We start from the raw sequence: 19401 nt of genomic DNA on the forward strand, positions 1-19401 counted from the left end.
GGGGATCCAGAGCCAAATGCAGGAAGCCAGCGTGGCGCTCTGGACCCCGGATCAAGTCCGGGGAGACGGTGAGTCTTTTGAGGAATGGAAAGAACGGTAATGTCATTGTTGAAGATTGAAAATTTGAGCGCGACTGTCGGTGGCAAGGAAATCCTGAAAGGGATCAACCTGGATATTCAACCGGGTGAAGTGCACGCGATCATGGGCCCCAATGGCTCAGGTAAATCGACCCTGTCTTATGTTCTGGCGGGTCGCCCAGGATACGAAGTGACCGGTGGATCTGTCACCTATCAGGGCAAGAACCTGCTGGAGATGGCCCCGGAAGAGCGCGCCTGTGAAGGGGTGTTCCTGGCCTTTCAATATCCGGTAGAACTGCCCGGTGTTGCCAATACGACCTTCCTGAAACACGCCTTGAATGCGCGTCGCAAACATTTGGGCGAGTCGGAACTGGATGCGTTGGAATTCGTCAAAGCGCTGCGCAAAAAGGCGAAAGAGCTGAATATCCCAGATGATATGCTGAAACGGCCGGTCAATGTCGGCTTTTCCGGCGGGGAAAAGAAGCGCAATGAGACGCTGCAAATGGCCATCCTGGAGCCGCGCATGGCAATCCTGGATGAAACCGACAGCGGGCTGGATATCGATGCCCTGAAGCTGGTATCCGATGGCGTCAATGTGCTGCGCAGCGCGGATCGTTCGTTCCTGGTGATTACCCATTATCAGCGGCTTTTGGACTATATCGTGCCGGATAAGGTGCATGTTCTGTCCGCTGGTCGGATTGTGAAGACCGGTGGTAAAGAGCTTGCGCAGGAATTGGAGAAGACCGGTTATGCAGCCTATGAGGATGAAGCGGCATGACGGATAACCTGCTGCAAGATCTGCTGCGCCAGCGGGGCGACTCCGGGCGGTTTGACCCTAAGGAGGCGCTGCCTACCCGCAAGGCGGAAGCATGGAAATATACCGACCTGAAACGGCTGGATAAATTCGGCTGGTCGGTCTGGCTGGCGGAAGACAGCCATGGCGTGACAGCGATACCCGATGCGGCCCTTAAGATTGAAGGCGCGATCAATATTGTTCTGGTCAACGGTTTCCTGGATCGGGATCTGTCCGCATTGGATCATCTGCCAATGGGCCTGTCGCTGGAGGCTGGACCGGCCTCTGAAGCCTATGGTGATGGCTTTACGGATCGGTTGAGCGACGCGCTGACACAGGAGGAACTGACCCTTCGGGTTGATGCAGGCAAGGTGATTGAGGCCCCCATTCATATCCATCATATCACATGGGGGGCAGATGCCGATGCGGCCATCGCCCATGCGGCGCGAGTCACGATCACGCTGGACAAGGGGGCTGAGGCAACCGTTGTGGAAAGCCATGTGACCGCCAGCGGTAATGGATTTACGGTGCCAAGCCTGGGCGTCAGTCTGGGTGAAAATTCCAGACTGGGCCTGTATTCGGCATTGATGGAAAAGGCGGGGTCATCTCAGATCGGCCTTGCCGATATCGGTGTGTCAAAAGGGGCGGTGCTGGATTCCTTTATCCTGTCGATCGGCAAGGGCCTGGCCCGGCGGGAAGTACGCTTAACCATGGCCGGAGAACGAGGCGAAGCTGCCTTGTCCGGGGCTTATTTTGGAACAGGCGATGCCCTGATCGATACGACGACCTTTGTCACCCATGTCGCAGAAAATGCCACCAGTCGACAATTTTTCCGGGGTGTGTTGGATGACCGGTCCCGCGGCGTTTTCCAGGGCAAGGTCCTGGTGCGGGAAGGCGCTCAGGGGACAGATGGTCAACAGCAACACAAGGCCTTGCTGTTATCCGGTCAGGCAGAGGTCGATGCCAAGCCGGAATTGGAAATTTATGCCGATGATGTGCAATGCGCCCATGGCGCAACCGTTGGCGCCCTGGATGAAGACCAGTTGTTCTATCTTCGTGCGCGCGGCATTCCAGAGGCTCAGGCGCGTGCCTTGTTGACGCAATCTTTCCTGATTGAGGCGGTAGAACATATCGCCCGACCGGCAATTCGGGATGTCTTCCGTGACGCGCTGGCCCATCGGTTGGAAGGAGATTTGGTATGAACGACGCCGCAATCCGACTGACAGATGACCTGGCCTATGATGTCGAGGCTGTTCGCGCGGATTTCCCGATCCTCAGCCAAACCGTCCATGGTAAACCGCTGGTCTATTTGGACAGTGGCGCATCGGCGCAAAAGCCCCGGGCGATGATTGAGGCGATGCGTGCGTCTTTTGAGGAATGCTATGCCAATGTGCATCGCGGGGCCTATGACTTTTCGGAACGCACCACGGCGGCCTATGAGGGCGCGCGAGAGATTATCCGCGGCTTTCTGAATGCCAAAAGCGAGCGGGAAATCATTTTCACTAAGAATGCCAGCGAGGCCATTAATCTGGTCGCGTATTCCTATGGTCGGGGTATCCTGAAAGCAGGAGATACGGTTCTGATATCGGAGATGGAACACCATTCCAATATTGTCCCCTGGCAGTTGTTACGGGATGCCACCGGTGTTGCGCTGAAGGTCGTGCCGATCACCGATGAAGGCGAATTCCGCATGGATGCCTATGCCGACATGCTGGATGACAGCGTGAAGCTGGTGGCGGTTACCCATGTGTCCAACGTTTTGGGTACGATCACGCCTGCAAAGAAAATTGTGGAAATGGCCCATTCCGTTGGAGCGAAAGTGCTGTTTGATGGCAGCCAGGCCGTGATGCATATGTCTGTTGATATGCAGGATCTGGATTGCGATTTCTATGCCTTTACGGGCCACAAACTGTATGGCCCGACAGGCATTGGTGTTCTGTATGGCAAGGAAGCGCTGTTGGAGGCCATGCCGCCCTTTCTGGGGGGCGGGGATATGATTTCGTCCGTTACCTTTGAAAAATCGACCTGGGCTGAATTGCCATCAAAATTTGAGGCCGGAACACCGCCTATTGTCGAAGCCATCGGGCTTGGCGCGTCCATTCAATATTTGACCGGGGTTGGAATTGAGCGTGTGGCTGCCCATGAGCACGACTTGTTGACCTATGCCATGCAGCGGCTGGCTTCTATTGATGGATTGCGCGTGGTTGGCACGGCACCTAACAAAACTGCGGTGATTTCATTTGTGATGGGCGAAGCACATCCGCATGACATTGCGACAATCATCGACCAACAGGGCGTTGCCGTTCGGGCCGGACATCATTGCGCCGAACCCCTGATGCATCGTTTGGGGGTTGTGGGCACCGCTCGTGCCTCTTTGGGCATGTACAATACCCGCAGCGAAATAGATGCCTTGGCCCAGGCCTTGGAAAAAGTGAACGCGATTTTTGGATAGGAAGATCGATATGGACGACCGTACCAACGAACGAGACCGGCTGGAAGTCGCCCCGGCCCCACAGACGGGGGCGGATTTTGCGCATCCCTATCTGGGCGGCTTTGGCGAGAAACAGGCTGAAGAGGGCATGCAGGCCCTGTCAGGTGATATTCTGCCAGAGGGCACCGCTGTTGCCAGCCCGGATGCGGTAGAAGCGGCCTTGCGCACGGTCCATGATCCGGAAATCCCGGTGAATATCTATGATCTGGGCCTGATCTATGCCTGTGAGGTGGATGAAAAAGGGGATTGCGACATCACCATGACCCTGACCGCCCCGGCTTGTCCCGTGGCGGGCGAGATGCCGCAACAGGTTGCCGATGCCGTCGCGGCGGTTGAAGGTATCGGGGTGGTGTGTGTTACCCTGACCTGGACGCCACCCTGGCGCCCGGAAATGATGTCGGAAGATGCCAAAATGGCACTGGATTTCTTCTGACAGCGTTATGATATAGTGTACAGTGCGTTATAGGAATGCGAGGAACTGATATGTTTGGGACTGGAAAAGCCATAGTGACCCTGACCGATACTGCCGCTGAACGGGTGCGCAGTTTGATGGAAAAGGGTGGTGACGGCGTGATCGGCCTGCGGATTGGTGTATCCTCCAAGGGCTGCTCCGGCCTGTCTTACGTTGTCGAATATGCCAAGGATAAGAAACAGTTTGAGGAAGAAGTCGATGTCGATGGTGCCAAGGTGCTGATCGATCCGGCGGCAACGATGTTTCTGATCGGGGCGGAAATCGATTACGAGGAATCCAAGCTTCAGTCCGGGTTTACCTTCCGTAATCCAAACGAAACCGCGCGCTGCGGCTGTGGCGAGAGCTTCTCTGTCGCGTCTTAGGCTCTAAACGATCCCGGTTATTCTTGGACAAGCTGTTTGCAATGCGTCTCTCGCAATAGGATGCAGGCAATAAAACCAATGGCATAAGCCAGGATCAGCATTGAGAAAGCGGTGACATAGGCCGCATTTTCATAGATGCGGGCCCCATTTTCTTCCAGGCCGGTCCATCGCAAATCCAGGATGAATCCAAGCAGCGGTTGGAACAGCGCGCCTGATCCCACAACAGCCATATTCACAAAGCCAAGCCCGGCCCCCATTCGGCTGGGTCGGTTTGTTTCGCGCACACAGGTGAAAGATAAGATCATCGTGCAGCCGCTAACGCCGTTAAGGAAGAATAGAACCCCCAACACGGTGGGCGACAGATTTGGGACATAAATCATGATTGCCAATGACAGTGCGCCCATTATGAACCCGGCATACAGGATGGGTTTCCGGCGTCCGATTTTCTCTGTCATGATGCCAAGGGCGGGCCCCACACAGGCCCATCCCAGGAAAATCAGGGATGTACAGGCAGCGGCATCGGCCTTTGTAAATCCTTGTGTTTGAACCAGCCATGGAACCGCCCAAAGGCCTGCAAAGGACAGCATGGGCGCGGCCAACGTGAATCCCAATATCGCGCAGGCCCAACTGTCGCGGCGGGACAGGACATCCTGAAATGCCCCCCCTCCTGTGGCAGGCTTTCCGGTAACAGGTTGGGGTTTGGATCTGGGAATCTCAGCGACCACAAAAAAGATCAGAACCGCCAGGATAGCGCCGATCACCCCAAGGCTGATGATCGTTTCCCGCCATCCATAAGACGAGACGAAGAAGCTGAGTGGTGCTTGCCCGACCATCGCCCCGGTCATGCCAACGCTTTGCAATATGCCAATCAGCATGCTGAAGCGGCGGGCCGGAAACCAGGCGGCTGCAATGCTCATCGTACCGACATACCCACAGGCAACCGAAGCGCCGATAATTGCGCGCCCGATTGAGGCAATGCCCAGGCTGTGGGCCAGGGCAAAGATAAGGCTGCCGATCAAACACAGCGTCATGGCCCCGCTGAGCAATTTTCTGGGGCCAAAACGATCCATCAGAACACCAACCGGCATCTGCATGCCTGCATAGGCATAAAAATAGAATGCGCTCAGCGATCCCAGTGCTCCGCCACCAACGGCGAAAGCGCGCATCAGGTCTTCGGTCATAACGCTGGGGGCAACACGTTGTGTGAAGGCATAGCCGAAACAAAGGCATCCCAGTGCAAAGGCAGCCCAGGCCCTGAGGGAGGGGCGGCGAACAGCATCAGTCATAACAGTATCCCCAATCACAGAGATCCCAAGGCAAGGCCCAGGGTGTTGAATTGAATAGATACAGATATGGCAAATCGCATGAACACTTCTCCCCAACGTGGTCTGACTGATATGCTCTAGCGGATTTTCCGAAATGTAAAACACCGATTAACTTTTTCTGTGTGCGCACCTTTCGCCATCCTTGACGATCGGGTTGCGATGACCCAAACCCGTAGGGTGTGACAAAGGGGAACGGACATGCCGGAAAATCAGACGTATGACTTCATCATTGTGGGGGCCGGGTCGGCCGGATGTGTGCTGGCGGCGCGCCTGACTGAGGAGTCTGATGTGCGGGTCCTGCTGATCGAAGCAGGCGGTAGTGATTCTTCGATCTTTATTCAGATGCCAACGGCATTGTCGATCCCAATGAATATGAAAAAGTTCAACTGGTTCTTTGAAAGCCAACCTGAACCAGGATTGAATAATCGTCTGATGCACACGCCTCGTGGAAAAGTGCTGGGGGGCTCTTCTTCCATCAATGGTCTGGTCTATGTGCGCGGGCATGCCTGCGATTTTGATGAATGGGAAGAGCAGGGCGCCAAAGGCTGGGCCTATCGCCACTGCTTGCCCTATTTTCAGCGGGCGGAAACATGGTCGGACCCGGACGATCGCCCGCAGGATGCCTATCGCGGCACGGATGGCCCTTTATCGACCTGCAATGGCAATAATATGAAAAACCCGCTCTATCGCGCCTGGATTGAGGCGGGGGAGCAGGCTGGCTATGGCAAGACGCAAGACTATAACGGCTATCGGCAAGAAGGCTTTGGCCGGATGCATATGACAGTGAAGGATGGCGTTCGCTGGTCAACCGCCAATGCCTATTTGAAACCTGCCATGGGCCGCCCAAATCTGACCGTTGTAACGAAAGCCCTGACAGAGAAAATCCTGTTGGAGGGTAAGAAGGCCGTTGGCATCCGCTATCAGGTCAATGGCAAGGTGACAGAGGCGCGGGCCAATCGGGAAGTCATCCTAAGCGCCGGATCGGTCGGGTCGCCACAAATACTTCAGCTGTCAGGGATCGGCCCCGCCGATGTTCTGAAGAAGGCTGGCGTGGATGTCGTGCATGACCTGCCGGGCGTCGGGGGTAATTTGCAGGATCATCTGGAAGTCTATTTCCAGTTCCGCAGCAAAAAGCCCATCACACTGAATGGAAAACTGGATCCGTTCAGCAAGTTTATGATCGGGGCGCGCTGGTTCTTTTTCAAATCCGGGCTGGGGGCGACCAATCATTTTGAATCCTGTGCCTTTATCCGATCAAAACCAGGGCTGAAGTCACCGGATCTGCAATATCACTTCCTGCCAGCCGCAATGCGTTATGACGGCAAAGCCTCCTTTGACGGGCATGGTTTTCAGGTTCATGTCGGGCCAAACAAGCCCAAGAGCCGGGGACATATTCACATCACATCCCCGGACCCGGCCGCAAAGCCGGAGATCCTGTATAACTATATGACAGAACAGGAAGATATTGAGGCGTTCCGCGCCTGCATTCGATTAACCAGGGAGATTATGGCGCAACCAGCAATGGATGATTTCCGGGGGTCAGAAATCCAACCAGGCGAAGCGATCGCCGGGGATAAGGAGATCGATGCCTGGATCAGGGAAAATGCTGAAAGCGCGTATCATCCGTCCTGCACGTGTAAAATGGGCGCGAAAGACGATCCTACCGCTGTTATCGATACGGATTGTCGCGTGATCGGTATTGAAGCCCTGCGCATCGTGGATAGCTCGATCTTTCCAACAATTCCCAATGGAAATTTGAATGCACCAACCATTATGGTGGGAGAAAAGGCAGCGGATTTGCTGCGGGGGCGCGACCCATTGCCTGCCTCAAACGCGCCGGTTTGGATTGCACCGGATTGGGAAACCAAACAGCGGGAGGGTGAACCTGTTCGGGCGGCGGGTTAGAGCAGCGCTATCCGATATCCGCGCAGGCGATCCTTACAATATTCCCTGATAACGGCGGGATGTGAACGGGTTCGAAATTCACATACCGATACAGGCTGACGCCTAATACATAGGACGTTGCCCCGGACGTGTCTTTCAGAGGAACCAGCATCCGCTCTGCTTGTTGCGTGGTTTGTTCCGTCAGTCTTTCCCTGGCGGTGCCATACTGAACAAGGGGTGTGTTGGTGATCATGTGCCAGCGCTTAAGAACCGTTGGATAGTCCACGGGGCCAACGATCTGCGCCAGGCTCTTGCCCTTAATGCTGTAACCCCAGGCCGCATTGACTTCTTCTCCCGCCAAGTGACACAAAAAATTGCCATTGGAGGGTTCAAAGCGATATAGCCACATAAATTGCAAAAGTGTTGGGGCCCTCATAGGGTCGAAGTTCTTCTTCAAGGGAACGGTTTCATTTCCCCGTCGTGCCGCACGCCAAGCATTCAGAAAATCCAGAATTCTTGGATCTGCATCAGATAAGTGCGCTTGTGTTGATGTCATTAACCGATCCGATGCCATTTTTATTCGCTTCGGCCCATGCCGACCGTAAAGTTACAATTTTGTTTGTCACGATTGCCCAATGTGATTGGCGCCTCTTGCCAATTGTAGAATTGGGACGTCTACTCTATCTGTCTGAGATCTTTATAAAAACGTGATGGATTCAAGTTTATGACCCTTTCCCCGGTTCAGTGCACCGTTGATTTGACCATCCCAGGACGTAATCTGGGGTTTCTCAGAGTGCCTCATTCAGTCCATCGATCAGCGTATGGGCATATTCCTGTGCCCATTGTATCTTTCGTCGGGCCAAAGCCTGGGCCGACTGTCTTGCTGATGTCGGGTAATCACGGGGACGAATACGAAGGCCAGGTCATCCTGTCGGATTTGATCCGTACATTGGACCCAACAGATATATGTGGTCGCCTGACACTTTTGCCAATGGCGAACTTCCCGGCTGCAGAGGCTGGACTTAGAACATCGCCCCTGGACAGTGGCAATCTGAACCGCAGCTTTCCCGGTCGGGCGGTGGGGGCACCGACAGAAATGATTGCGTTCTATATCGAACACCATCTGATCGCCGGTACGGATATGATGATTGACCTGCATTCAGGCGGATCCTCTTTGTATTGTGTGCCCTTCGCCATGACATCCTGGGTTGAAGGAAACGCCCGAAATTCCATGCGTCTGAAGGTTCTGGAAGCATTGGGGTTGCCATTCGTGCTGCGTCATGGACCGGAAGCTGAAGGGTGGTATTCGTCCTCTGCATCCTGGCGGGCCGGGGCGGCGGGCTTCACCCTGGAATTGGGCGGGGGTGGAACGGTCGATCCCGCTATCCGACAGGGCGCGCAAACCGGCATCTTGCGGGCATTGGCCGCAGTTGGATCTTACACCGGCCAGATTGTAGGGGATGTTCTGTCCCCAACATATCGTGATTTTCAAAGGGAAGACTACATTTTCGCACAAGAGCCCGGCCTTTACGAACCGCTGGTTCTGGCAGGCGGAGAGATCGCAGCAGGTCAAGTGGTCGCGCGCATTCATTTTCCCGAGACGCCGGGTAAGGCTCCGTTGGATGTTCATTTCGATCAGCCAAGCATTGCCTTGGCGCACCGCGTGCCCGCGCGGGTCATTCGGGGGGATTGCCTGTTCCATGTCGCTTTAAAATAAGCTGGCGCTGTGTTCTGATATTGTTTCAACGGTCTGATATGTGACGCCGATTTCAGAGCGTGTGACATGTACGACTGTAAAGTCGACATGCTTATGGACGCTATAGCCGGCCGCGTGCAGGTGTAATATAGCGCACCCTGTCCTGCCCATGACACGGTATTCCATTGGGACGATTGCCCGAAAGCCATGGTCGCTGAAATCCATCAACCGGTATTGATGTCCATCCAGCTCCAATACCGGAAGAACGACTGTAAGGCGCGTTTCCCCACGACGGTCCCGCAGGTTTTCCAGCGATATTGATTCTAACTCAGCCATCCGCAGGACTTCCTTCCAGGCATTTGTCAGGTCGGGGCGCATGATCTTTTGATAGCAGGAATAGATTAAGGACTGCTTAACAATGATCCGATCCTAAAACAGGCACAAAGCGATCAATGCGGCATTCAGATGCTTGATTTCAGGCAGGCTAGCCCATACAGTCGCGCCGCTATGAAACACCGCTTCACCAGCCTTTCGCGCTTTGGCGCTTTTGGGACTCGAATTATCGGCCCGGCCCTCGCGGGGCGGGGCTCGCGGGCGTCGGGATAGGTTTGCTGTTGCTGCGGCCACCACTTGGTTCGGTCGACCCCTTTGAACCCAGTCCACCTTCTATAGATTTAAGACAGAGAGTCTGAAAACGATGAGCGCTGAAACGCCACAGAGCGTCGATTACAAAGATACCATCAATCTGCCCCAGACAGAATTTCCGATGCGTGCCGGATTGCCGGATCTTGAGCCGAAAATTCTGGATCGCTGGGCCCAGACCAAGCTGTGGGACCGTCTGCGCGCCGATAGCAAGGGCCGTGAGAAATTCATCCTGCATGATGGTCCGCCTTATGCGAATGGGGACCTGCATATTGGCCATGCCCTGAATAAGATCCTGAAGGATATCATCGTTCGGTCCCGCCAGATGACCGGCTTTGATGCGCCTTATGTGCCGGGCTGGGACTGCCACGGCCTGCCCATCGAATGGAAGATCGAGGAACGTTATCGCGCGGCGGGTCTGGACAAGGACGATGTGCCCATCGTCGAATTCCGCCAGGAATGCCGCGTCTTTGCCGATGAATGGATCGACAAGCAACGCACCCAGTTCAAACGCCTGGGTGTGCAGGGGGATTGGGATAATCCCTATACCACCATGGCCTATGGTGCCGAAGCGCAGATCGCGGCGGAAATCGGTAAGTTTCTGATGCAGGGCAGCCTGTATAAGGGCGCACGTCCGGTCTGGTGGTCGGCGGTCGAAAAAACCGCGCTGGCCGAAGCCGAAGCCGAATATATGGAGCATAAATCCACCACGATCTGGGTGAAATTCCCGGTCAGCGTGGCAAAGTCCCCTGATTTGGAGGGCGCGTCGGTGGTGATCTGGACCACGACCCCTTGGACCATACCGGGCAATCGCGCGGTCGCCTGTCACGAGGATTTCGACTATGTCGTGATGCAGGTCGATGCGGTGGATGAGGGCGCTAAAGGCGCTGTTGTCGGGGAGAAGTTGGTCATCGCCAAATCCCTGATTGAAGCGGTCTGCACACAGGCCAAGATCACGGAACACACGATCCTGTCCACCCTGAAAGGGGCGGATGTGGCAGGGTCTGTCTGTCGTCACCCCTGGTTTGATCATTCGGAAGCGGGGGATGGCTATGGGTTTGACGTGCCTGTCCTGCTGGCAGATTTCGTAACCGACGATACCGGGACGGGGTTCGTCCATATCGCGCCGGGCCACGGCGCCGATGACTGGCAGTTGGGCAAAAAGAACAATATCGAAATCCCGCAAACCGTTGGCGAGGATGGCAGCTTCTATGACTTCGTGCCGCTGATGGCGGGTAAGGTCGTGATCACGCAGGAAGGCAAGGAAGGCGATGCCAATCCATCCGTCATGCGGGAACTGGCCATTGTCGGACGCTTGCTGGCCAAGGGCAGCCTGCGTCACAGCTATCCCCATAGCTGGCGCTCCAAGGCACCCTTGATCTTCCGCAATACGGCGCAGTGGTTCATTTCCATGGAAAGCCATGGTTTGCGCGATGTGGCGCTGCAGGCCATTGACGACACGGATTTCTATCCGAAACAGGGCAAAACCCGGCTGCATTCCATGATCAAGGAACGCCCGGATTGGTGCATCAGCCGTCAGCGGGCCTGGGGTGTGCCTATTCCTGTCTTCGTGAACAAGGAAACCGGGGAGCCCTTGCGGGATCAGGCGGTCGTGGATCGTGTCGTTGCCGCATTCCGGGAGGAAGGGGCCGATGCCTGGTTCTCCAGCGATCCGTCCCGATTCCTGGGCAATGAGTATAATGTTGAAGAGTATGAGCAGGTCCGCGACGTCGTCGATGTCTGGTTCGACTCCGGCTCCACCCATGCCTTTGTGCTGGAAGGGCGCGAAGACCAGCAATGGCCGGCATCCCTGTATCTGGAAGGGTCGGATCAGCATCGCGGCTGGTTCCATTCCAGCCTGCTGGAAAGCTGTGGCACGCGGGGGCGCGCACCCTATGACGCGGTTCTGACCCATGGCTTTGTGATGGCGGAAGACGGTCGCAAAATGTCCAAATCCCTGGGGAATGTCGTCGTTCCGGCCACTGTAAACGATAAATATGGTGCGGAGATCCTGCGTCTGTGGGTCGTGTCGGAAGACTATTCCGGTGACCTTCGCATCGGGGAGAGCATGCTTAAGCAGCTGACCGACTATTATCGGCGGTTCCGCAATACGCTGCGCTGGCTGTTGGGCAGCCTGGCCTATTACCAGCCGGAAAAGCGGGTCGATCCCGCCGATATGCCGGAATTGGAGCGTTGGGCCCTGCATCGTGTCGCGGAAATCGATAAAATCGTCCGCAAGGGCATCGAAACCTATGACTTCACCCTGATATTCCGGGAAGTTCATGAATTCTGTGCGGTGGACCTGTCGGCCTTTTACTTCGATATCCGCAAGGATTCTCTGTATTGCGATGCCCCGGACAGCCCGAGCCGGCTGGCGGCATTGACTGTGCTGGATACATTGTTCAACAGCCTGACAGCGTGGCTGGCCCCTATCCTGTGCTTCACGACGGAGGAAGCCTGGCTGACACGGCACGGCGATGGGCCGGATGTGTCCGTACATATGCGCCAAATGCCCCAAGTGTCCGACGATTGGCTGTTGCCCGAGGCTGAGGCTGCCCGGTGGGGCAAAGTGCGTCGGGTGCGACGTGTTGTGTTGGCCGCCCTGGAACAGAAACGCACGGAAAAAGTCATCCGCTCCAACCTGGATGCGGCCCCGACGGTCTATGTCGATGCCGCGCATCAGGCGGCTTTTGCCGATCTGGATCTGGCCGATATTCTGATCACGTCTGCTGGCACATTAAGCCTTGAAACACCGCCGGAAGGGGCGTTCACCTTGCCGGATTGTCCAGGGATCGCGGTTGTTTTCAAGCTGGCCGATGGCGCGAAATGTCAGCGTTGCTGGAAGGTTTTGTCCGATGTCGGCAGCCGTCCCCAGACACCAGGTATCTGTGGACGTTGCGCGGATGCTGTCTCAGCCTCGCCCCAGGCGGCGGAATAACTCCTTTAGAAAGTATCGGGTCTATAATGCAGCGCCTTGGGCTAATTCTCGCAGTATGTATTTTTGGGTTGGATCAGATCTCCAAGCCCTGGATTCTGTCGGTCTTCGACGGGGGCGTACGGTTTGTCGAGGTGACGCCCTTTTTCAATCTGGTGCTGGTATACAATCGGGGCGTCAGCTTTGGTCTGCTGTCCAATGACAGTGGTTTGGGGCCCTATATCCTGGCCGGATTGGCTATCGCGATTGCGGTGGCGATATACTATTTCCTGCTGCGTAAAACCGATAAGCGGATCATGGCCATTGCCTGTGGTCTGATCATCGGGGGGGCTTTTGGCAATGCGCTGGACCGGCTGTTATATGGGGCAGTTGTTGATTTTCTAGACTTTCATGTCGCGGGATATCACTGGCCGTCCTTCAATGTAGCGGATTGCGCAATCGTGGTGGGGGCTTTTCTGATTGCATACGATGGCTTGTTTGGGACAGCGAAAGAGCCTAAATAGGATAGGGTAAATAATGCGATCCAACGTCTTATGTGTTAAAATCGACGGGTGATTGCAGTAGTGGTGGAAACGAATGGTTGCTGGGCTTAATAAGATACGGCGTCACGTCGGCACGGCATGTATCCTGACCTCGCTTTTTGCGTTGGGAGCATGTGGTGGAGAAACGGGCAAAATCCTGGGACTGGATCGTCAGACTCCAGATGAATTTGCTGTGGTGACCCGGGCACCTTTAACGCTGCCGCCGGAATTCGGTTTGCGTCCACCAGATCCTAATGGTCAGCGGACCCAGGACCTGAAGCCAGGGCTGGAAGCGCAGCGCGCCGTGTTTGGTGAAGACGCCGTACAGAGACGCCTTGAGACAGAAGCTGATATGCGCCGCGCCGGCAGCAGCCAGGGGGAAATCGCCCTGTTGACGCGCACCGGTGGTCTGGACGCGGATTCCAGCATACGCCGTGTGGTCGATCAGGAAACGGCGGCCCTGACCGCGGAACAGGAATCCTTTGTGGATACTTTGGTCTTCTGGCGTGACAAGGAACCTGCCGGGGATGTGGTAGACGCCGGGGAAGAAACCCGCCGTCTGCAAGGCAATTCAGCCCTTGGACAACCCGTCACCGACGGAAACACGCCCATCATCACCCGTGAAGGTGAAAAATCACTCTTCGAATGGCCGTTCTAGGGCGTTCTGAGTTTTTCTCTTTTCGAATCGTGTTCTGCGACATTTTTGCGAATTCTGAAAAGTGTGCCGGTTTATGACCGCAGGCTGTGGAACACGCGCAGTGTCGACACTATGTTATCTCCACATCCTGCTCCGGGACCCAGATGGGTTCCTTTATTTATGACTCCGGATGCCCGCGTCGCACCGGTTTAGGAGGCTTAATGAGACTCCCCTTTATAGCCAATCTTGGGAAGACAATCACTGCGTCTATGCTGTTATGGGGTGTGACCTTATGGTCCGCACAGGCAGAAATTTATGATGCGAAACAGATGGTCCTGGATAATGGCATGCAGGTCGTTGTGGTGGAAAATCACCGGGCGCCCGTCGTGACCCATATGGTCTGGTACCGGGTTGGCGCAATGGATGAGCCGTCGGGAAAATCTGGTATCGCCCATTTTCTGGAACATCTAATGTTCAAAGGCACAGATACGGTCGCTCCGGGAGAATTCTCTGCGACCGTGGCCCGCAATGGGGGCCAGGACAACGCCTTTACCAGTCAGGATTACACAGCCTATTTCCAATCTGTCGCCAGTGATCGATTGGAAATGGTGATGAAGCTGGAATCGGATCGAATGGCGAATCTGAATATCGCAGAGGATCAATTCGTTCCAGAGAAACAGGTGGTTCTGGAAGAGCGAAGCATGCGCACGGACAATGATCCAGGCTCTATATTGCGGGAGCAGGCGGCCTCTGCCTTCTATCGCAATCACCCATACGCTGTTCCAATCATTGGGTGGCGGCACGAAATCGAAGCATTGCAAGTGCAGGATGCGGTTAATTTCTACAATGCCTATTACACACCCAACAATGCCATTCTGGTCGTTTCAGGCGATGTTGGAGCCGACGCGGTCTTTGATCTGGCGAAAAAGTATTATGGCGCCATTCCATCGCGAGCCCTGCCGGATCGGCCCGACCTGCGTGAGCCACCGCTTCTGGTGTCCAGCCGTGTGACCTATCGCGATGACCGCGTGCGCCAGCCCAGCCTGTCGATCCGAAAACAGGCCCCCAGTTGGGTTCAGGCGGATAATAAGGCCGACGCTTATGCGCTGGAGGTTCTGGGGCAGGTCCTGGGCGGCAATAGCACCAGCCGCCTGTATCGGTCCCTTGTCATCGATCAGGGCATCGCAATCAGTGCTGGCAGTTGGTATGACGGGGATGGTCGGGGTCCGGGTATGATGGGCCTGTATGTCAGCCCTGCCCAGGATGTCCCCCTGGATAAAGCGGAAGCCGCCCTGCGCGCGCAAGTCGACCTGGTTCTGAAAGAGGGGGTTACCCAGGATGAGGTAACCCGTGCGATCACCCGTATTCAGGATTCGGCGGCGACTGCCCGCGATAGCTTAAGCGGGCCGGCCATGAACATTGGTCGCGCCTTGTCGGTGGGCTACAGCCTGGACGATGTGGAAACCTGGCCAGACAAAATCGGGCAGGTGACCGTGGATCAAGTCAATGAGGTTGCACGGCGCGTGCTGGGTGCACCGGGCGAGGTGGTTGATATTCTGTTACCGAAATCAGATGCGGAGGTCACGCAATGAGACAATCTGGCACCCAAACGACCGCCGCTGTGACCCTCAACACCGCCATGATGGCAAAAGTCGCCGTCTTAGTGACTCTGGCTTCGTTAATTCTATTGCTGGCCCTGCGTCCAGCCTTTGCGGAAGTAAAGGTGGAGGAAGTGGTCAGCCCCGGGGGCATCACGGCCTGGCTGGTTCGGGACGAGACTGTGCCTGTCACCGCGATCGAGTTTTCTTTCAAAGGGGGCGGCGCAGGTCATGATAAGCCCGGCAAAGAAGGCACTGCACGCCTGACAGCCAGCACGATTGATGAAGGTGCTGGCCCCTATGACAGCAAGACCTTTCAGGGGAAATTGTCGGATCAGTCCATCACCATCTCCTTCAATGCCGGACAGGACGCCTTTTCAGGCAGTTTCTATGCCCTCAATCGCTATCGGGATGAGGCGGTTGAGCTTCTCTCTCTGGCCCTGACAGAACCCCGGTTTGATGAAGAGCCGGTGGAGCGCGTTCGATCCCAAATTCTGATCGGGTTGAAACAGGCCCAGACGGACCCTGATGCGATTGCCGGTAAGGCGATGGCGGAAACGATATTCAAGGATCACCCGTATGGCCGCCCGGATGAAGGCACGTTGACGAGTGTTCCTAAAATCACGGTGGCGGATATGAAGGCCTATATGGCCGACGCCTTGACGCGCGATAAGTTGAAAATTGGCGTTGTTGGCGCGATCACGCCGGAAGAATTGGGCCCTATGCTGGATAAGATTTTTGGCAAATTGCCCAAGACCGGCGCCTCCGACAAAGTCCCGGCCTTTAATGGCAAGACCCCAGGTGGCACGGTTGTGATTGATATGGACGTGCCCCAAAGCACCATCGCCTTCGCGCAGCCCGGCCTGTCGATTGATGATCCGCGCTATTATACCGGCATGGTGATGAATTATGTGCTGGGGGGTGGATCGTTCAGCTCTGTTCTGACCGATGAAATCCGTGTCAAACGAGGCCTTGCCTATTCTGTGTACAGCTATATGGCGTCCATGGATCACGCCGCCCTGTTGCGTGGCGGTGCTGGGACCCAGAATGCGCGGGTGGGGGAAACAATTGATCTGGTGAAGAAGGTCTTCGCGGACTTCAAGGAAAATGGTCTGGACGCCGACAAGGTTGCCGATGCGAAAACCTATATCACAGGGTCCTTTCCACTGCGCTTCACAAACTCTTCGCGCATCGCAGGGCAATTGGAATCCATGCAGTATTTCGGATTTCCGATCGACTATTTTGAAACCCGGAACGGCCTGATCGAGTCGGTAACCCTGGAGGATGTGAATGCTCTGGCCAAAGATCTGCTGGACCCGGACGCACTGACCTTTGTCGTTGTCGGCAAGCCAGAAAATGTGAAGGCAACGCTGCCAACACCTGGAGGCTGACGATATCAGATCGTGCTGGAATGGCGCGCGGTGCCTTGGCTGAAATAGGTATCGAAGCAGGCGGCGATCTGGCGGATGTAAGGCTTGCCAACGGGGGTCACGGTGATCTGGCTTCTGTTATGGGTCAGCAGCCCGTCTTGTTCCATTGCGCGCAGCCTGGGAAAGGCATCGGAAAGGCACGCGATATCAGCACCAAACAGGGTGCAGATTGCCGCAAGATCGACGGAGAAGGCACACATCAGACGCTCGATGACCGCCGCGCGCAATTGATCATCCATACTCAGCAGAACCCCTTTAGCGATTGGCAAATGCCCTTCTGTCACCCGCCGGGCATGGCTTTTCAGGGACGGTTCATTCTGAATGAACATATCGGGCAGGCGACCGATGGAACTGGCCCCGACCGGCAACAGGGTGGTTGCCTGATCCGTCGTATAGCCCTGAAAGTTTCGACGTAACATTCCAGCATCGCAGGCCTGGGATAGGCTGTCTCCCGGTAAGGCGAAATGGTCAATCCCGATCTGGCGATATCCCGCAGAAATCAACAGTTCCGCAGCGGCATCGGCGGCCTCCCGGCGCTCTAGCGGGCCTGGCAGCGCCTCTTCGAGGATCAGCCGCTGATGGCTCTTCATCCAGGGGACATGCGCATAGCCAAACAGCGCGACCCGATCTGGTGCCAGTGTCAGGGCTTGTTCAATGGTGCGCAGGGTTCGCTCTAGGGTTTGATAGGGCAGGCCATACATCAGATCCAGATTAAGGCTTTGAACCCCATGGTTTCGAAGGCTATGGGCGGCGGCGGCCGTCTCTTCAAAACTTTGGGTTCGGTTGATCGCCTGCTGCACCTGGGAGTCAAAATCCTGCACACCGATGCTGGCGCGGGTCAGACCCGCTTCTGCCAGGGCAGCGATCCGATCTTCGCCGGTCTCTCTAGGATCAATCTCTACCGCGAATTCAAATGCTTCGGTGGGGGAAAACAGATTTTTTGCGACTCGGGCCAGGCGCAGCGTATCGTTGGCGGTAAGCAGGGTTGGCGATCCACCGCCCCAATGCATGTGGCTCATCTGCATATTGGGCGGGGCGGCGCGTGCCAGTTCAGCCATTTCCAGAATTAGAATATCAACATAATCAAGGACAGGTTCATACCGGCGCGTGATTTTGGTGTGACACCCACAAAACCAGCACAGTGTGTCGCAAAAGGGGATATGGACATAAAGCGAAATCGGCTCTGGTGCCAGACTGGCCAAGCGGGCGCGATAGGGTGTTTCCCCAATATCCGCACTGAAATGTGGGGCGGTGGGATAGCTGGTATAGCGCGGCGCGTTGCCGCCATAGCGGCTGATCAGATCATGTGTCATGCCGTGTTATCGCCGGTTCATAAAATGCGTGCCTTGATCCTGATCAAAGTGCTGTTGCGTCTTGAAGCAGCGGGGGCGCACCGGTACAGTCCCCCCAACATCACCTCACCCCGAAGATATGAATAGGGAGCCGATCGCATGGCTGATATCGCCGCCACCGCCGACAATGACACCAGTCCTGAAGACGCGACCCAAACCGCCACCGGCGCGCGCCTGCGGTCGTTCATTGAGCGTATTGAGCGCTTGGAAGAAGAAAAGAAGGCCCTGGCTGAAGATATCAAGGAAGTCTATGCAGAATCCAAGGGTCATGGCTTTGACGTAAAGATCATCCGGAAGATCGTCAGTCTGCGCAAGAAGGACCCGGATGATCGCGCGGAAGAAGAAGCCCTGCTGGACACCTATATGTCCGCCCTGGGTATGCGCTAATCAATCCCCGGCCACCTGTATCTTACCCATCGGGATTTCTGCCATTTCCTGGATCAGATTGGTATAGATATGGTCTGTCCAGGATGGGTTTCCCGGATGGGTCGGGGCGGGGTTGCGCCGCAGGTCTGTTGGGGCCAGCAGAACACGGATGTTCTGAATGCCGGTATCGGCGGCCAGGGTGAATAATTCTTCGATGTCTGAATTTTCAACGACGATGCAGCCCTCAGAACCGCCGGTTTTGCCATGGATCATGATATCGCCCCCTAATTCTGTACGTCCATCTTCCTTACCACGGGCGCGTTCGAACGCATTGGGATAGCCGATGCGTAAAGATACATAGGCGATAGAATTCGGGTTCAGATAATCGATGCCGTAAACGCCTTCTGGTATCTGTCGGTCTCCTTCGTGCAGCTTCGGGCCCAATCGACCGGTCCAGGCGGCGAAGGGATAGGACTTGATAAAGCGCAGTTCATCCCCTGGCGCACGGCCATACAGTTCCAGCAACCTTTCCTGCTTCAGGCCCAACAGAACGACTTCTGCGGGCGGATAGGGCAGGGGGGCGGTAAGAAACGCTTGTTTCAGGCGACTGCGTGCCGCGGGTCCAAAACTGTTCAGCCGACTTTTGACCGTGTGCGGACGGTTGATATCTTCTGGCAGCAGACGTTCCGCAGCCAGGCGTTCCATTTTCTGTGATGGACCAGGGTCGCGAGACCAAAAGAAAGCCCCAACCGGGGCTGCGATGGCCAATCCGATGCCGATCATGCTGACGGCGAGCATAGGGAGGATGCGGTATGTCATG

The 19401-nt window shown here is 55.8% G+C and carries 18 protein-coding genes; 13 read left to right on the forward strand and 5 right to left on the reverse strand.

Going from position 1 to position 19401, the window contains the following annotated elements:
- Positions 1 to 99 precede the first annotated feature (99 nt).
- The 5 genes from sufC to ACOSDM_RS03245 are packed head-to-tail and all read left to right on the forward strand — an operon-like array spanning position 100 to position 4195.
- Entirely contained in the window at positions 100 to 855 is a 756-nt protein-coding gene (gene sufC / locus ACOSDM_RS03225) for a Fe-S cluster assembly ATPase SufC (RefSeq protein ID WP_420723038.1), read from the forward strand.
- Positions 852 to 2072 (forward strand): Fe-S cluster assembly protein SufD, encoded by a 1221-nt coding sequence (gene sufD / locus ACOSDM_RS03230; RefSeq protein ID WP_420723039.1) that lies wholly within the window; start codon positions 852 to 854, stop codon positions 2070 to 2072. The genes sufC and sufD overlap by 4 nt, the downstream gene beginning before the upstream one ends.
- Entirely contained in the window at positions 2069 to 3322 is a 1254-nt protein-coding gene (locus ACOSDM_RS03235) for an aminotransferase class V-fold PLP-dependent enzyme (protein WP_420723040.1), read from the forward strand. Before sufD ends, ACOSDM_RS03235 begins: the two co-directional genes overlap by 4 nt.
- A 10-nt stretch (positions 3323 to 3332) precedes the next feature.
- Entirely contained in the window at positions 3333 to 3794 is a 462-nt protein-coding gene (locus ACOSDM_RS03240; RefSeq protein ID WP_420723041.1) for a DUF59 domain-containing protein, read from the forward strand.
- A gap of 50 nt (positions 3795 to 3844) precedes the next feature.
- On the forward strand, positions 3845 to 4195 hold the full coding sequence (locus ACOSDM_RS03245; protein ID WP_420723042.1) for a HesB/IscA family protein: 351 nt from the start codon (positions 3845 to 3847) through the stop codon (positions 4193 to 4195).
- A gap of 17 nt (positions 4196 to 4212) precedes the next feature.
- Here ACOSDM_RS03245 and ACOSDM_RS03250 read toward each other — a convergent pair whose 3' ends face one another.
- Positions 4213 to 5481, reverse strand: a complete 1269-nt coding sequence (locus tag ACOSDM_RS03250) for an MFS transporter (RefSeq protein WP_420723043.1) — start codon at positions 5479 to 5481, stop codon at positions 4213 to 4215.
- A 237-nt stretch (positions 5482 to 5718) separates the two neighbouring features.
- On the opposite strand from ACOSDM_RS03250, the gene betA reads away from it, so the two are divergent.
- Positions 5719 to 7425, forward strand: coding sequence for a choline dehydrogenase (betA, locus tag ACOSDM_RS03255; RefSeq protein ID WP_420723044.1), 1707 nt, complete (start codon positions 5719 to 5721; stop codon positions 7423 to 7425).
- Between the two features lie 7 nt (positions 7426 to 7432).
- On the opposite strand, the gene ACOSDM_RS03260 is transcribed toward betA, so the two are convergent.
- Entirely contained in the window at positions 7433 to 7960 is a 528-nt protein-coding gene (locus ACOSDM_RS03260; protein WP_420723045.1) for a PAS domain-containing protein, read from the reverse strand.
- A 168-nt stretch (positions 7961 to 8128) separates the two neighbouring features.
- Between ACOSDM_RS03260 and ACOSDM_RS03265 the strand changes: the two genes are divergently transcribed.
- A complete protein-coding gene (locus tag ACOSDM_RS03265) occupies positions 8129 to 9121 on the forward strand; it encodes a succinylglutamate desuccinylase/aspartoacylase family protein (protein WP_420723046.1) in 993 nt (330 codons plus the stop codon).
- Here ACOSDM_RS03265 and ACOSDM_RS03270 read toward each other — a convergent pair.
- Positions 9113 to 9436: a hypothetical protein gene (locus ACOSDM_RS03270; RefSeq protein WP_420723047.1), complete on the reverse strand. Its 324-nt coding sequence runs from the start codon at positions 9434 to 9436 to the stop codon at positions 9113 to 9115. The genes ACOSDM_RS03265 and ACOSDM_RS03270 overlap by 9 nt on opposite strands.
- 361 nt (positions 9437 to 9797) lie before the next feature.
- Here ACOSDM_RS03270 and ileS point away from each other — a divergent pair, with 361 nt between their 5' ends.
- The 5 genes from ileS to ACOSDM_RS03295 all read left to right on the forward strand — a co-directional run bounded on the left by ileS (position 9798) and on the right by ACOSDM_RS03295 (position 16824).
- Entirely contained in the window at positions 9798 to 12680 is a 2883-nt protein-coding gene (gene ileS, locus ACOSDM_RS03275) for an isoleucine--tRNA ligase (protein WP_420723048.1), read from the forward strand.
- Between the two features lie 26 nt (positions 12681 to 12706).
- Entirely contained in the window at positions 12707 to 13180 is a 474-nt protein-coding gene (lspA, locus tag ACOSDM_RS03280; RefSeq protein ID WP_420723049.1) for a signal peptidase II, read from the forward strand.
- 73 nt (positions 13181 to 13253) lie between these two features.
- Entirely contained in the window at positions 13254 to 13856 is a 603-nt protein-coding gene (locus ACOSDM_RS03285; RefSeq protein ID WP_420723050.1) for a DUF3035 domain-containing protein, read from the forward strand.
- A gap of 200 nt (positions 13857 to 14056) precedes the next feature.
- Complete coding sequence (locus ACOSDM_RS03290; RefSeq protein ID WP_420723051.1) at positions 14057 to 15427, forward strand: M16 family metallopeptidase; 1371 nt, start codon at positions 14057 to 14059, stop codon at positions 15425 to 15427.
- Positions 15424 to 16824 (forward strand): M16 family metallopeptidase, encoded by a 1401-nt coding sequence (locus ACOSDM_RS03295; RefSeq protein ID WP_420723052.1) that lies wholly within the window; start codon positions 15424 to 15426, stop codon positions 16822 to 16824. Before ACOSDM_RS03290 ends, ACOSDM_RS03295 begins: the two co-directional genes overlap by 4 nt.
- Positions 16825 to 16829: 5 nt before the next feature.
- Here ACOSDM_RS03295 and hemN read toward each other — a convergent pair whose 3' ends face one another.
- On the reverse strand, positions 16830 to 18176 hold the full coding sequence (gene hemN / locus ACOSDM_RS03300; protein WP_420723053.1) for an oxygen-independent coproporphyrinogen III oxidase: 1347 nt from the start codon (positions 18174 to 18176) through the stop codon (positions 16830 to 16832).
- A gap of 138 nt (positions 18177 to 18314) precedes the next feature.
- Between hemN and ACOSDM_RS03305 the strand changes: the two genes are divergently transcribed.
- Complete coding sequence (locus ACOSDM_RS03305; RefSeq protein ID WP_420723054.1) at positions 18315 to 18602, forward strand: DUF2312 domain-containing protein; 288 nt, start codon at positions 18315 to 18317, stop codon at positions 18600 to 18602.
- Here the strand turns inward: ACOSDM_RS03305 and ACOSDM_RS03310 are convergent, their stop codons facing one another.
- Positions 18603 to 19400 (reverse strand): L,D-transpeptidase family protein, encoded by a 798-nt coding sequence (locus ACOSDM_RS03310; RefSeq protein ID WP_420723055.1) that lies wholly within the window; start codon positions 19398 to 19400, stop codon positions 18603 to 18605.
- Between the last annotated feature and the right edge of the window lies 1 nt (position 19401).

Origin of the sequence: Hwanghaeella sp. LZ110 (assembly GCF_048892525.1) — a bacterium.
Lineage (GTDB): Bacteria > Pseudomonadota > Alphaproteobacteria > UBA8366 > Aestuariispiraceae > Pacificispira.

Excerpts from the sequence above, each read along its gene's own strand:
- hemN (WP_420723053.1), bottom strand. The coding sequence starts at position 18,176 with ATGACACATGATCTGATCAGCCGCTATGGCGGCAACGCGCCGCGCTAT.
- ACOSDM_RS03290 (WP_420723051.1), top strand. The coding sequence starts at position 14,057 with ATGAGACTCCCCTTTATAGCCAATCTTGGGAAGACAATCACTGCGTCT.
- ACOSDM_RS03265 (WP_420723046.1), top strand. The coding sequence starts at position 8,129 with ATGACCCTTTCCCCGGTTCAGTGCACCGTTGATTTGACCATCCCAGGA.
- sufD (WP_420723039.1), top strand. The coding sequence starts at position 852 with ATGACGGATAACCTGCTGCAAGATCTGCTGCGCCAGCGGGGCGACTCC.
- ACOSDM_RS03285 (WP_420723050.1), top strand. The coding sequence starts at position 13,254 with ATGGTTGCTGGGCTTAATAAGATACGGCGTCACGTCGGCACGGCATGT.
- ACOSDM_RS03250 (WP_420723043.1), bottom strand. The coding sequence starts at position 5,481 with ATGACTGATGCTGTTCGCCGCCCCTCCCTCAGGGCCTGGGCTGCCTTT.
- ACOSDM_RS03270 (WP_420723047.1), bottom strand. The coding sequence starts at position 9,436 with ATGGCTGAGTTAGAATCAATATCGCTGGAAAACCTGCGGGACCGTCGT.
- ACOSDM_RS03245 (WP_420723042.1), top strand. The coding sequence starts at position 3,845 with ATGTTTGGGACTGGAAAAGCCATAGTGACCCTGACCGATACTGCCGCT.
- ACOSDM_RS03295 (WP_420723052.1), top strand. The coding sequence starts at position 15,424 with ATGAGACAATCTGGCACCCAAACGACCGCCGCTGTGACCCTCAACACC.
- ileS (WP_420723048.1), top strand. The coding sequence starts at position 9,798 with ATGAGCGCTGAAACGCCACAGAGCGTCGATTACAAAGATACCATCAAT.
- lspA (WP_420723049.1), top strand. The coding sequence starts at position 12,707 with ATGCAGCGCCTTGGGCTAATTCTCGCAGTATGTATTTTTGGGTTGGAT.
- ACOSDM_RS03305 (WP_420723054.1), top strand. The coding sequence starts at position 18,315 with ATGGCTGATATCGCCGCCACCGCCGACAATGACACCAGTCCTGAAGAC.
- betA (WP_420723044.1), top strand. The coding sequence starts at position 5,719 with ATGCCGGAAAATCAGACGTATGACTTCATCATTGTGGGGGCCGGGTCG.
- ACOSDM_RS03260 (WP_420723045.1), bottom strand. The coding sequence starts at position 7,960 with ATGACATCAACACAAGCGCACTTATCTGATGCAGATCCAAGAATTCTG.
- ACOSDM_RS03235 (WP_420723040.1), top strand. The coding sequence starts at position 2,069 with ATGAACGACGCCGCAATCCGACTGACAGATGACCTGGCCTATGATGTC.
- sufC (WP_420723038.1), top strand. The coding sequence starts at position 100 with ATGTCATTGTTGAAGATTGAAAATTTGAGCGCGACTGTCGGTGGCAAG.
- ACOSDM_RS03310 (WP_420723055.1), bottom strand. The coding sequence starts at position 19,400 with ATGACATACCGCATCCTCCCTATGCTCGCCGTCAGCATGATCGGCATC.
- ACOSDM_RS03240 (WP_420723041.1), top strand. The coding sequence starts at position 3,333 with ATGGACGACCGTACCAACGAACGAGACCGGCTGGAAGTCGCCCCGGCC.